The sequence below is a fragment of the Synechococcus sp. W60.1 genome, from assembly GCF_047461575.1.
Classification (GTDB): domain Bacteria; phylum Cyanobacteriota; class Cyanobacteriia; order Thermostichales; family Thermostichaceae; genus Thermostichus.
In genome coordinates this window covers 414,857-427,024 of the sequence record NZ_JANSHL010000001.1, presented here as the reverse complement: position 1 = coordinate 427,024, position 12,168 = coordinate 414,857, and the positions used below count along the sequence as shown (strand labels likewise).

The 12,168-nt window shown below is 57.9% G+C and carries 12 protein-coding genes; 4 read left to right on the top strand and 8 right to left on the bottom strand.

Annotation, left to right across the window (positions count from 1 at the left end):
* Positions 1-98: 98 nt before the first annotated feature.
* From chlG to trpE, 3 genes are all read right to left on the bottom strand, one after another.
* Entirely contained in the window at positions 99-1,262 is a 1,164-nt protein-coding gene (chlG, locus tag NW805_RS02000; protein ID WP_414421471.1) for a chlorophyll synthase ChlG, read from the bottom strand.
* 539 nt (positions 1,263-1,801) lie between these two features.
* A complete protein-coding gene (locus NW805_RS01995; protein WP_414421470.1) occupies positions 1,802-2,632 on the bottom strand; it encodes a phytanoyl-CoA dioxygenase family protein in 831 nt (276 codons plus the stop codon).
* 3 nt (positions 2,633-2,635) lie between these two features.
* A complete protein-coding gene (gene trpE / locus NW805_RS01990) occupies positions 2,636-4,156 on the bottom strand; it encodes an anthranilate synthase component I (RefSeq protein WP_414421469.1) in 1,521 nt (506 codons plus the stop codon).
* A gap of 140 nt (positions 4,157-4,296) precedes the next feature.
* Between trpE and NW805_RS01985 the strand changes: the two genes are divergently transcribed.
* Positions 4,297-4,845: an NUDIX hydrolase gene (locus NW805_RS01985; RefSeq protein WP_011432186.1), complete on the top strand. Its 549-nt coding sequence runs from the start codon at positions 4,297-4,299 to the stop codon at positions 4,843-4,845.
* 188 nt (positions 4,846-5,033) lie between these two features.
* Here the strand turns inward: NW805_RS01985 and NW805_RS01980 are convergent.
* Positions 5,034-5,776, bottom strand: a protein-coding gene (locus tag NW805_RS01980; protein ID WP_414421273.1) for an IS5-like element ISSoc13 family transposase whose coding sequence is annotated in 2 segments (ribosomal slippage) — positions 5,034-5,458 and positions 5,458-5,776 — 744 coding nt in all. Because the reading frame shifts where the segments join, the coding sequence is not laid out codon by codon here.
* 201 nt (positions 5,777-5,977) lie between these two features.
* On the opposite strand from NW805_RS01980, the gene NW805_RS01975 reads away from it, so the two are divergent.
* On the top strand, positions 5,978-6,595 hold the full coding sequence (locus NW805_RS01975; RefSeq protein ID WP_414374941.1) for a hypothetical protein: 618 nt from the start codon (positions 5,978-5,980) through the stop codon (positions 6,593-6,595).
* Between the two features lie 89 nt (positions 6,596-6,684).
* Here NW805_RS01975 and NW805_RS01970 read toward each other — a convergent pair whose 3' ends face one another.
* On the bottom strand, positions 6,685-7,524 hold the full coding sequence (locus tag NW805_RS01970) for a M23 family metallopeptidase (RefSeq protein WP_414421468.1): 840 nt from the start codon (positions 7,522-7,524) through the stop codon (positions 6,685-6,687).
* Between the two features lie 277 nt (positions 7,525-7,801).
* Here NW805_RS01970 and cruF point away from each other — a divergent pair, with 277 nt between their 5' ends.
* Both cruF and NW805_RS01960 read left to right on the top strand, forming a co-directional pair.
* The gene (gene cruF, locus NW805_RS01965) at positions 7,802-8,872 is read left to right on the top strand and encodes a gamma-carotene 1'-hydroxylase CruF (protein ID WP_414421467.1); all 1,071 of its coding nucleotides are present in this window, start codon (positions 7,802-7,804) and stop codon (positions 8,870-8,872) included.
* Complete coding sequence (locus tag NW805_RS01960; RefSeq protein WP_414421466.1) at positions 8,859-9,956, top strand: threonine aldolase family protein; 1,098 nt, start codon at positions 8,859-8,861, stop codon at positions 9,954-9,956. Before cruF ends, NW805_RS01960 begins: the two co-directional genes overlap by 14 nt.
* Positions 9,957-10,045: 89 nt before the next feature.
* Here NW805_RS01960 and lspA read toward each other — a convergent pair whose 3' ends face one another.
* The 3 genes from lspA to NW805_RS01945 form a co-directional block, all read right to left on the bottom strand.
* On the bottom strand, positions 10,046-10,570 hold the full coding sequence (lspA, locus tag NW805_RS01955) for a signal peptidase II (RefSeq protein ID WP_414332043.1): 525 nt from the start codon (positions 10,568-10,570) through the stop codon (positions 10,046-10,048).
* A 260-nt stretch (positions 10,571-10,830) separates the two neighbouring features.
* Positions 10,831-11,055 (bottom strand): hypothetical protein, encoded by a 225-nt coding sequence (locus NW805_RS01950; protein ID WP_414357256.1) that lies wholly within the window; start codon positions 11,053-11,055, stop codon positions 10,831-10,833.
* Positions 11,056-11,211: 156 nt separating this feature from the next.
* Positions 11,212-12,015, bottom strand: a complete 804-nt coding sequence (locus NW805_RS01945; RefSeq protein WP_414421465.1) for an ABC transporter permease — start codon at positions 12,013-12,015, stop codon at positions 11,212-11,214.
* Positions 12,016-12,168 lie beyond the last annotated feature (153 nt).

Sequence of the window (12,168 nt, the reverse complement as noted above, 5' to 3'; positions counted from 1 at the left end):
ACTTGATCTTGACTTGATCTTGGCCCAGATGTCGGGCCGAACCCAGGGCGGAAGCCGTCACCTCTGTTGCCAAGATGGGCACTTTGCCGTCGGCTCGACTACCACAGCCCCGAGCGGCCCAACGCCAGCCCGACCACCAACATGCCCAACACCAAGAAGGGCTGCGCGCTGGCTTGGTATTTCACATCGTTGTTCAAAGGATCCCGCAGCAGGTACATATCTTGGAAGGTTATTTGCGGGATGATCAGCAGCACCAGAAGGGCCGCGTAAAGTTTTAGGCCCGCCCCCAGCAAAAACGAGGCCATGCCGAACTGGAACAGGTCGATCATCAGCACCGAGATCCAAGCGGCCCCCATCGCCCCAAACATCACCGGCAAAGAGGCCAAGCCAAACTGCCTATCCCCCTCGATGCTTTTGAAATCGTTGACCACAGCAATCCCCAGCCCGGCCAAGCTGTAGATCAGCGTCAGGATGCAGACCGTCCAGTTCAGCTCGCCAAACAAGGCGTGACCTGTCCACCAGGGCAGGGCGATGTAGCTGGCACCAAGGGCATAGTTGCCCAGCCAGCCGTTGCGCTTGAGCTTCAGGGGCGGCGCCGAGTAGATGTAGGCAATGAGGGCTCCTGCCAGCGCAATGCAGGTGATCACCGGGAAGTCATGGCCCGTGTACCAGTCCAGAGCGTAGGCCAAGCCCAACCCCAAGATCAGCAGCACCCAGATTTGGATAACCACCCGCTGCAGAGAGATGGCCCCCGAAGGGATCGGGCGGTAGGGCTCGTTGATGGCGTCGATCTCGCGGTCGTAGTATTCGTTCACCGTTTGGGTATAGCCCGTCATCAGGGGGCCCGCCAGAATCATGCCCACCAAAATGAGAGCCACATTCTCCCAAGTCCAGGTGAAGTGACCCGAGGAAGCCGCTCCTGGAATCAGGCCCCACACCAAAGGAATCCAGGTAACCGGTTTCATCAGCTGCAGGTGCAACTGCCAAATGGAGCGAGACTCCACCTCTGCCCCTTTCATGCCCAGCAGTTGGCGGACACGCTGCGCATTCGACCCGCCGGTGCCAGGGGATCCCTTGCCGGGATCCGAGTCTGGGGTGGTTTCTTCCGCAGTAGCTCCTACCTCCTCTAAACTGGGCTCTGCAGCAAAGGCCATCTCAGCCGCCATTTCCGGCGAGGAGGGATCTTGAGGGATCTTTTCGCTCATGGTGAGGTGCGCAATCCAACTGCGATAACGGGGATAACCACCCCCATTCAGAGACATCGTGACATACTCCCGCACTCATGCTGATGCATAGAGTACGAGCTTCTCAGTGACTCCTGTTAAGGACATTTCCTGAGCTTTAAGAACGGGATGCCCCACCGCTCTGTGTTTACCATAGCAAGGGTTTCCGCCTTTCATCCTGACCCTCATGCTGATACATAGAGGGCGTCGCTTCTCGGCGGTCTAGCTGACCGGATTCCTCAAACAAGAGGAGAGGTTGACGTTCTCCCCACGGCTAAAGCCAGAGGATCCGTTCTCAGCCAGCAAAACAACTCCCACTGACTGAGCTACACCGAGCATGTGGCTTATACCGCAGCACCGTGGGGGACGCCAAAGCGCTTCGCGCCGCCAAGGCGAACGCACCAGCTACTGGGATGTGGAAACACCCCAGATACTTCTACTTCACCTTCAGCACTGCACCTTTCTATAAATGGGTGGAGCGATACTCACATCCTATCAGGAGACGGTAGCTTATCCCTAGGCATAAATGCCGGGGCCTGAGCCGCCGAGTTTTCGGTCAGCTCGCAGTTCCGGGCCATCTACACAATCTGTGCCGTCACGAATAGGTTTTGGTGCTCGGCTGGGATCCGCTCTTTTTCTTGGGCCGGGATCACCAGGGGAGGTTGCCGAGTGTAGTTGACAGGATCCCGAAACCAAGCGCGGCTGTAGGTGTTGTAGAGAAGGGGACGGGGGGCAGGGGAGCGATTGGCCCGACCCAGGTGAATCAGGCGGTAGTCGAACAGGAGGCAGGATCCCTTGGCCAAGGGTGGATCGATAAAGGGCATCTGCTGGGCCAGCTCGGTATAGTGGGCATCGAAGACCGCATGGCTGCCGGGCCAGAGACGGGTCATGCCGTTCTCTTCGTTGACCTCCACCAGAGGAATAAGCAAATTCAGGGCATAGCAAGGAATGATCGCATCCAAGGTCTCGTCGCCAAACAGATGAGACAGATCCCGGTGAACTTGTTGATCGGCGGATCCCGGCAGAGAGACCACCGCCCCCAGCCCGCTCAAGATCAACTCCGGCCCCAAAATCCGCTTCAGGATGGGCAAGATCAGAGGATGGGCATAGATGAGGGGATCGTTGAAGGGGCCCTCCAGGCGAACCGTTACCATCACCCGTCTATTGCCCACCAACAGGGCATCAGCGTGGTGCTCGTGGGTGCAGTAGCGGCTGTAGGTGGCCAGAAAGCTGCTGTGCAACTTGTCGATGAGCTCGGGGGGAAAGATCTCCGGCAACACCAGATAGCCCTCTGTGGAAAACAGTTCAAAAGCCTGCTCTACGGTCTCTGGATCCGGCTGCTGGAGCTCCTGTAAGGACTCCGTCCCGCTGACGCGAACCGCAGGGCTGAAGCGCAACTGGGCCAACATCGGCTAGGTCTCCTGCAAACTGGCCACAGCCATTAACATGCCCCGCGCTTTGTTCAGACATTCTTGATATTCCCGCTCCGGATCCGAGTCGGCTACAATACCTGCCCCGGCCTGCAAGCTCACCTGGCCCTGATGAACCAGCAGAGTGCGGATGGTGATGGCGGTGTTCAGTTGGCCGGAAAAGTCGTAGTAGCCATAGGCGCCGGCATAGGGCCCGCGGCGGCATCCTTCCAGCTCATGAATAATCTGCATGGCGCGGATTTTGGGGGCGCCGGTAACAGTGCCGGCGGGAAAGGTGGCCCGCAGCAGATCCCAGGCGCTGTACTGGGGATCCAGCCGCCCCACCACGTTGCTGACGATGTGCATCACATGGCTGTAGCGCTCGATCTGCATCAGGTCATCCACCTGCACAGATCCCAGTTGGCAGACCCGTCCCAGGTCGTTGCGGGCCAGATCCACCAACATCACATGTTCGGCCCGTTCTTTCGGATCTGCCAACAGCTCTTGCTCTAACTGCCGGTCTTCCTGAGGGGTGGTGCCACGGGGGCGGGTGCCGGCAATGGGGCGCACGGTGGCGATGCGGTCTTCTCCCACCCGGCTGAGTTTGACCATCACCTCTGGGCTGGAGCCGATGAGGCAGAGATCCCCAAACTGCAAAAACGCCATATAAGGGGAAGGGTTAATCAGCCGCAACGAGCGGTAGAGGCAAAAGGGATCCCCGGCAAGGGAGACGGTAAACCGCTGCGAGAGCACCACCTGGAAGATATCTCCGGCGCGGATGTAGTCCTTAGCCTGTTCCACGGCTTGGCAGTAGGCCGGGCGGCTCAGGGTGCTGGGAGGGATTTGTTCGCGCCAGCGGGACGGAGTCCTTTCCGACAGGTGGGGCTTCCAGTTGAGGTGCAGATGGGCCAGGGAAAGAGGAGCGCTGAGCTGCTGCATCAGCTTTTCCACCCGCCGGCAGGCTTGGGCATAGGCTTCCTCGGCAGCGTGGTGACGGGTATCGGCGAAGGCCACCACCCAGATCTTGCGCTTCACCTGGTCAAAGAGCAGGATGCTGTCCACCTGCATCAAAACGGCATCAGGGGGATCCCCCGGCTGCAGGGGGTGGATGGGCACCTTGGGTTCGACCCAGCGAATCAGCTCGTAGCCCCAGTAGCCAAACAGGCCGCCGATGCTGCTGGGCAATTCCGGCAAATGCACCGGCTCATAGGGCTGCAAGCAGCGGGCCAAGATGGCAAAGGGATCCCCTTGGTGGTGCTCCTGTCGGCCATCGCGGTAGCGCTGTAGGGCTTGATCTCCCCGTATTTCCAATACCCACAGGGGGTCGCAGCCCAGGAAGCTGTAGCGGGCCACCTGTTCCCCCCCCTCCACCGACTCCAGGAGAAAGTTGTAGGGCTGGCCGGCACAAACCCGATACCAGGCAGAAACCGGCGTTTCCAAATCCGCCACCCATTCCTGGTACACCGGGATAAAGTTGCCCTGCTTGGTGAGGGCAAGAAACTCCTTCAAGGGAGGGTAAATCATGGCCTGCAACTTTTGTGCTTTTCCTGACTCTACCCCAGACACGGGATCCCAAGGGCGTGTGAATCCCTCTGGATTGCCCGGTTGCAACAGCGCCGAAAACCATTAAGCTGAGAGCGGCTCTACTCTCGGGATCCCTTGCCATGCAAAACCCATCTCAGGTGATTCGCGAGCGCCTGCGCTATCAAGGCCATAAATACACCTTCGTCAGCCAGCGTTTGCGTTTTCCCAACGGCAAAGAGGGGGAGCGGGAGTACCTCATCCATCCCGGGGGGGTGGTGGCAGTGCCCGTCACTGCAGCAGGCAAGTTCGTCTGCATTCGTCAATATCGCTTTGCGGTTGCCTCCTACCTTTATGAATTTCCGGCAGGCACAGTCGAGCCAGGGGAGCATCCCGATGACACCATTCGCCGCGAGCTGGAAGAAGAAACCGGCCTGCGGGCCCATCGCTGGGATCCCCTTGGCCAATTTTATTTGTGCCCCGGCTATTCCAGCGAGATTATGTATGCCTATTTGGCGCGGGAGCTGGAAGTGCTGGATTCCCCTCCCGATAAAGATGAGGATGAGGATATCACCGTAGTGGAGTTTTCTGCTTCTGAGCTTACAGAAATGGCCCGTTTGGGAATGGATTTGGACAGCAAGTCCATCGCCTGCTTTTGGCGAGCTCAACTGTTTTTGGCTGCTGAAAAATAAAGCTCTCCGTCGGGGGGCTGCCCCTTGCTCCTGTAGGATCCTTTCCAATTGGCGGGGCGTCTCTCCAAGCCGACTTTGGCGGTTACAGGCGAATCTTGGGGCCTTTTGCGAGAATTCGGTAGTCCACTGGAACCGTCTATGGCCATCTAGGGGAGATCTCTAGGGGAGATCTAGGTTGTGTTGATCTTTCATTTGAGCCAAAAGAGAGCACTGACGAGATAGAGAAAACTCAAGAAGTTCCTGGCCAATTTGTCAAAACGAGAACATAGATGCCGGTACTGCTTTAACTTATGAAAAAAGCATTCGATTAAATGCCTCTCTTTATACAGATGCTTGTCATAATGCCGCTGCGTCTTTCTATTCCTTTTAGGCGGAATAACCGCTTGAGCTTCCCCTATCTTCTTAATCAACTTATCCGCATCATATCCTTTATCCCCAATTACTTTGGTATCCTTTCTCTGCCAGCCCTCTATCAATTCTTCCCCTTGAGTAATATCGCTCTTTTCTCCGCCAGTTATTCTCAATTCCAGCGGATTTCCCAACCCATCTACACTCACATGAATCTTGGTGCTGTATCCGCCTCGGCTTCTCCCCAAAGCTTGCTCCCCTTTTTTCCGGCAGCACAGGAGTGCGCTCGAACCGTGGTTGAATCAATAATGAGATGCTCTAAATCAGGGTCGTCAATAAAATACTTGAACATCCGTTCCCACACTCCAAAACGACTCCACCGGTGGAATCTTTGATAGATGGTGTACCATTTGCCATATCCTTCTGGGAGGTAGCGCCAAGGAGCACCGGAACGGGCTATCCAAAGAACTGCTTCAATAAACTGTTTGCAGTTTGCTTCTTTCCCAATGTTAACTCTCTCTTCTGTCTGTAAAAAAGCCAATATCTTCTGCCATTTGTTTTCATCTAAAAAAACCAACTTCATCCTCTTTCCTCTATAAATTACTCTCTCTATCCTAACATAAGATCAACACGACCTAAGGTGAGCTCCACGTTGAGTTCAACACAAAGGGATCCCTTGGTTTACTGGAGGAGCCTTGCTGTCTCTTAGAATTTTAGGGGCGAGGAGTGAGGAAATATGCGGAAGCTGTTGTGTTCCTGTGGTCGAATAGCCTGGGGAGCGGCCTTGGCTGCCACTCTACCGGTTGCTGCTGTTCCTGCCTATCCCCAGCCTGTGCTTCCGCTGCTGCCGGTTCCTTCTGAGGGCGGCGCTGCTCGAGGTGGGGTTGTGGCTTTATTCAATCAATCCATTTGGTGGGATTTTATTCGCGGCAATCGTGGCGAAAACCTACGCCTGTTCCCGGCCAGCCTAACTTCCCCATCTCGCCAGGATGTGGTGGCTGTGTTTCAGATTCAGCGGCAGCCCACCGTAGAGCCGGTGGTGCGCGTTCTCAGCTTCGAGCATCAGGGGGGGTATAGCTTTCGTCTGCTCCACACGGCTGAGCCGATCCCAGGGCGGTTAGTGGAGGCTCACCTGCGCACGGACATCACCTCCAGCCCACAGCCCAAGTTGGTGCTCCTCACCGAGCGAGGGGGCATCAGCCTGCTGCGCTCTGTCTTGGTCTTGGAACACCGGCCTGAGGGACTTGTGCCGCTGCTGAGTGTGACGGATCTGAGCAATGCCAGCCTGCGGGTCAGCCCGCAAGGGATCCTGGTCATCTCAAGCCCGCCCGGTGCCAGCCGTGACTTGAGGGCTACCCTCTACCAATGGGAGGGGGATGGCTTTGTCCGTCGAGATCTATAAGTCCATTATCTGTTGTGACTGTTGTGAATCTGCCTGTCAATATCCATCTTTGTCAGCGAGGTCTCGCGCGGAGCGGATGTCCGTCTCGGCTATCTCTGCCCTTGCCAGCAAGCTCCCAAACTGGGGGCTTGTCCCACCTGCCAAAGGAACAGGCTTTCGGCCCCAAGGGGGTGAATACTCCAGGGATCCAGGCCAGACCCAAACCACCCGTAGGGATCGACGGCAGCTGGTTGGCCGGAGTTGGTGTTGTCGAAGCGACGCACCTCGAAATGGAGATGGGGCCCGCTGGCACAGCCGCTGTCTCCCGATAGGCCGATGACTGCTCCTGCGGCCACCACTTGCCCCTCCTGCACCCCGATTTGACTGAGGTGGGCGTAGAGGGTCTCCCAGCGGGGAAGGGTTCTTCTGTCTGCTCTCTCCCCATCGGAGAATTCTGGCTCGTGCAGAAGGCGCACCCGCAACCCCCTGACCAGCCGGCCCAAGCCGGGGCAAAAAAACTCCGGCTCCTCACGGGCCAAGGTGACCCGACCGGCGGCAGCGGCCAGGATCGGGGTGCCCACCGGCATCTCCCAGTCATAACCGGCATGGCCATCGCTTTTGCCACAGGGGTGCAGCGGGCCAGGGATCCAAACTTGGCCTTGCCCACTCACAAACCGTCTGTTGCCATCCCTCTCCCCCAAAGGCAAGTCATGGTCGAAGAGGTTGGTGACAGGAAATTCCCCAACAAAGGGCTTGTGCAAAAACGGCCACTGGGGCGGCGGCGGATCCCCATAAGCAGAACGATATTTTTCCAGCTCCAGCCGATAGTCTTCCAGATCCTGACGCTGGGCGGGATCTTCCGTGTGCTGCTGCAACAGATCCACCAGCTGCAGGGCCTGAAGCCAGTCCTGGCGCTCCACAGCACGAGCCAACTGGGCGTACACCCCCACCCGGGATCCCTGCGGCGAAGACGGGGAGGAGACCTGAGGAAAAACGGGCGATATGTTTACGAATTGATACAATAGACAGCAAAATATCAGCAGTGTCACCGTTAGCGGTGGTGACATCCCTGCCCAGAGGGCCATCCCAAGTAGGCCGGCCTGCAAGCAAGCGGGCTTGTTCTTGGCTTTAGGCTCTCTCTTGGGGCCATCCGCTTTTTCCCTCAGCCGCCGTATGGGTTGCAAGGAGACAGAGCGGCTTCGCTTAACCACTCTTCGGGAGTTTCTCATGCGTTGGTTCTCGTCCTCTGGTGTTCTCGTCAGCCTGCCTTTCCAGTCTTCTGTTGGGCGAAGTGTTCTGCCCCTGTCTGGCTCGATTTGGCAGCGGCTGGAGGCCTTAGCTCTGGGTTTGCACATTCTGTCTTTGCTTTTTGGGTTGGCAGGGTTGCTCTGGGTTGTACCCCATCCTGAGTGGGTGGCCAGTTTGCCCCCCATTGGCATTCAAGCTTTCTCCTTGAGCATGGGCAATGGCGGCGTGGCCTACATGGTGTTCGGTGCGCTGGCGGCAGCTCTGATGGGATCCCGGCTGTTGGGGATGCGGCGCCTGTTGATGTTTTTGATCCCGGCGGTGGGCATTTCCTTGGGCAGTGAGCTGTTGGGTACCAGCACTGGGATCCCCTTTGGCAACTATGGCTACCTGAGTGGGCTGGGCTATAAGATTGCCGGGTTGGTGCCTTTTACCATCCCTCTGTCTTGGTTTTATGTGGGGTTGTCGTCCTACTTGTTGGCGCGTGTGGCTCTGCAAACCCAGCGCCACTGGTTGATCCACTTCGAGGCCATCATGTTGGGGGCCCTGCTGCTCACCGCCTGGGACTTCGTGCTGGATCCGGCCATGACCCGCGGCTTGATCCCGTTTTGGACGTGGTTTCAGCCGGGGCCCTTCTTCGGTATGCCGCTGCAAAACTTCGGGGGTTGGATGCTGACTGGGGCTGCCTTCATGACGGTGGCCAATCTGCTATGGGGCGAGGATCAACCCATCCTTGACCGCCGCCAGTTGGTGGGGCCGCTGGTGCTCTATGTAGCTAATTTTGCTTTTGCCCTGTTGATGAGCCTGGGCTCCGGCATTGTTGCGCCGGCGGGGCTGGGCCTGTTGTTGGGGTTGGGGCCCGCTTTGGGGTTGTGGTGGAGTGCAAAGACCCCATCCCGCTATTGCGAAAGGACTCCGTCCCGCTATCGCGACCAGCCTGAGCCGCCTTCCCATTCCCAAAAGGACTCTGTCCCGCTATTGCAAACGGTTGAGGGAGAGGCAGGTCAAGCCTGGGATACTTTGGAGGATCCCGGTTGGGTTGGCGCGAAATAAACTGGCCCTAACCTTTCCTCGGCGAGATGCCCCAGTTGTCCAGGCCATGAACTTCTGCAGCGACAATGTCACAGGCGCCTGTCCTGAGGTGATGGAAGCCCTGTTGGCCCTCAGGGGATCCGCCATGCCCTATGGAGGGGACGAATGCACAGCGCAGGTGCAAAGGCTGTTTGCCGAGATCTTCGAGCATGAAGTGGCAGTGTTTCCGGTGGCAACAGGATCTGCTGCCAATGCCCTGGCCCTTTCGGTGCTCACCCCGCCCTACGGGGCGATTTATTGCCATCCCGAGGCCCACATCAATCTGGACGAATGTGGAGCGCCAGAGCTGTTTACAGGTGGGGCCAAGTTGGTGGGGATCCCCGGAGAGCAAGGCCGTATCGACTGGGGCAACTTAAAAGCAGCCCTGGAGCGGGCGGGGTTTGGGGTGGTTCATCACGTGCAGCCTGCCTGCCTCAGCCTGACGCAAGCCACTGAGGCCGGCACCCTCTACTCCTTGGAGCAGCTTGGATCCCTGGCGGATTTGGCCCATCACTTTGGCCTTAAGGTGCATATGGATGGGGCCCGCTTTGCCAATGCCCTGGTTAGTTTGGGTTGCACCCCTGCCGAGATGACCTGGAAAGCGGGGGTGGATGTGCTGTCCTTTGGGGCCACCAAAAATGGAGCCTGGGCTGCGGAAGCGGTGGTGTTTTTTCATCCAAATCAGGTGGGCGATTTTGAGTTTCGCCGCAAGCGCAGTGGCCATCTGCTCTCGAAGATGCGCTTTTTGTCTGCCCAATTGCAGGCCTATCTCCAGGATGGGGTGTGGCTGCGCAATGCCCGCCATGCCAACGCAATGGCCCAGCAGTTGGCTCAGGGACTGGGATCCCTGCCGGGAGCCAAGTTGGTGTATCCTACCGAGGCCAATGAGGTTTTTATCGAGCTGCCGGAGCCGGTTCTCCAGGCCCTAGAGGGAGCGGGGTTTCGGTTTTACCGCTGGCTGGGGGAAGGTCACCACTTAATCCGCCTGGTGACGGCTTTTAACACTTTGCCCGCAGATGTCGAGCGCTTCTGCCAGGTGGCTCAGCAAGCCAGCCGTTTGCAATAGGCGGACGGAGTCCTTGCAGCTGACCGGGGATCCCCCTGGCCAAAGGCCTGAGCATCCCAAGGGATCCCTGAAGGCTGTTCATCGGCTCGTCAATCCTTAAAGTGGGTGCTGTCGCGACCGGGCTTTTTCTCCAGGCAGGGCGAGGCGGAAGTCGATCCCGTTTTCTTCGAGTTGTCCTGTAGCAAACCGATCAGCAGACAGGCCACCCCAAGGTTGATGGCCACATCCGCCACGTTGAATACCGGAAAGCGAATCCAGATCAAATTGAAAAAGTCCACGACATAGCCGTTGACGAAGCGGTCGATGCCGTTCCCCACGGCTCCTGCCCACACCAAGCCATAGCCGGCCTGTTCCCATCGGCCCAGGATCCCGCCGCGAATGGCCAGCAGCGCCAACGCCAGCGCCACCCCCAGCGAGATCCACTTCAAGAGCTCTGCCGAATCTTCAAACAGGCTCCAAGCAGCGCCGGTATTCTCCACGTAGGTGAGGTGAAACACCCCTGGCCACAGCTCAATCTCTGGCCCCGGCAGCAGCCGTTCCACTGCCCAGTGCTTGGTCGCCTGATCCAAGATTACCCCCAGGATCCCGGCCAGCCAAAAGCCTTTGTTTTTCATGTCGTCTTGGCCTCAATCACGTCCACCGGCAAGAGCGCCCCGATGAGCACTTTTCCCATCCTGACATGCTGCTCTTCTGCCGGCTCATTGCACAGAAGCTCAAGGGCGGAGCTCTGGACTCGAAGTTGGGCCTGTAACGGGATCCAACACCGGTGAGTGGCCTCAGAAGCGATTGGCCGCCTCTGGCTTGAGAGGAGCAGCAAGAAAACCGTCCAGCTTAGGCAACTGGACGGGGATCCCCTGGGGGTGGACAGGATTGGCTACCGACCCTGCTGCTCCAGGGAGCGGCGCAATTCACTGGCCATCTGCATAAACTCTTGCGGATTGCCCGCCTTGCCGTAGGAAGAGCGATCTTGAACCTTTTTGCCGCTGCCTTGGCGGGTGCGGGTGCTGAGCAAAGAGCTGGCCATTTCCATGAACTTGGCAGGATTTCCCTCGCTGCTGCCCCGCACGAGAGGGGCGCGTCCGGCACGAGTGACAGCCATAGATACCTCAATTTTCACAAATGAAATGCTTGTTACATTTTCTCACAAGGGCTCTGCGATCAACCAGGGCCAGCGTTTCTTTGCTGTTACAGCGACTCCGGCCAATGCTTAGGGATCCCTCCAAGTGCAAACCTTGCATGAGGCTGGAAAGAGCCATCAGCGAGTCGTGGTTTTCTCTTGGGTCAAGTGATGGATCAGCCAAATGGGGAGCACCGTCAGGCCAATCACCCCCAGAGCCACCACGCTGATCACCGGGCGCTGCCGAGGCTTGGTTAGCTGGCTGAACACCCAAATCGGCAAGGTTTGCTGCTGGCCGGCGGTGAAGGTGGTGACGATAATCTCATCGAAAGACAGCGCGAACGCGAGCAGGGATCCCGCCAATAGGGCCGAGGCCAGTTCGGGCAGAAGGATGTACCGAAAGGTTTGCAGAGGATTGGCCCCCAAATCGGCAGAAGCTTCTAGCTGAGAGCGTCCCATGCGGCGAAACCGCGCCAGCACGTTGTTGTACACCACCACCAGGCAAAAGGTGGCATGGCCGATAACAATTGTCCAAAAGCTGAAAGGGATATGCAGCAAATGGATCGCCGAGCGCAAGGCGATCCCGGAGACAATGCCCGGCAAGGCGATGGGCAGCAACACCAAAAACGAGATCGTCTCGCGGCCAAAAAATCGGCTGCGATAGACTGCTGCTGCCGCCAGGGATCCCAGCACCACCGCCACTCCGGTAGCCAGCACAGCCACCCGCAAAGACAAAAACAAGGCCCGCCAAATATCTGCCCGCCCCCAGGCCACGGCAAACCAATGCCAGGTCAGCCCCGGCAAAGGGAAGCGCAAAGTCGCCTCATCGGGGCTGAAGGCACAAAGGACGATCACCAGCAGAGGAAGATGGAGAAAGAGCAGCACCCCCAGCGAGAACAGGAGCCAAAGCCATTGGCCGATGAGAAAAGGACGGAGCGGCATGGATGATGGAGAATGCAGAGCCGGATGGGGAACAGTCTACAAGTAGAGAAACGGTCTATGTAATAGCCTTGTAAGGAAGCAGGCTTTGGCAAGGACTTTAGATTGCTTGGCCGACTTTGGAGCTCCAGTCGAGCAGAGTATCCCGAACCCAGA

What these genes read in the sequence shown, in the direction of transcription:
- NW805_RS01985 (WP_011432186.1), top strand. Translation starts at nt 4,297, where the DNA reads ATGCAAAACCCATCTCAGGTGATTCGCGAGCGCCTGCGCTATCAAGGC.
- NW805_RS01950 (WP_414357256.1), bottom strand. Translation starts at nt 11,055, where the DNA reads ATGGCTGTCACTCGTGCCGGACGCGCCCCTCTCGTGCGGGGCAGCAGC.
- NW805_RS01945 (WP_414421465.1), bottom strand. Translation starts at nt 12,015, where the DNA reads ATGCCGCTCCGTCCTTTTCTCATCGGCCAATGGCTTTGGCTCCTGTTC.
- NW805_RS01995 (WP_414421470.1), bottom strand. Translation starts at nt 2,632, where the DNA reads ATGTTGGCCCAGTTGCGCTTCAGCCCTGCGGTTCGCGTCAGCGGGACG.
- chlG (WP_414421471.1), bottom strand. Translation starts at nt 1,262, where the DNA reads ATGTCTCTGAATGGGGGTGGTTATCCCCGTTATCGCAGTTGGATTGCG.
- trpE (WP_414421469.1), bottom strand. Translation starts at nt 4,156, where the DNA reads ATGATTTACCCTCCCTTGAAGGAGTTTCTTGCCCTCACCAAGCAGGGC.
- cruF (WP_414421467.1), top strand. Translation starts at nt 7,802, where the DNA reads ATGCGTTGGTTCTCGTCCTCTGGTGTTCTCGTCAGCCTGCCTTTCCAG.
- lspA (WP_414332043.1), bottom strand. Translation starts at nt 10,570, where the DNA reads ATGAAAAACAAAGGCTTTTGGCTGGCCGGGATCCTGGGGGTAATCTTG.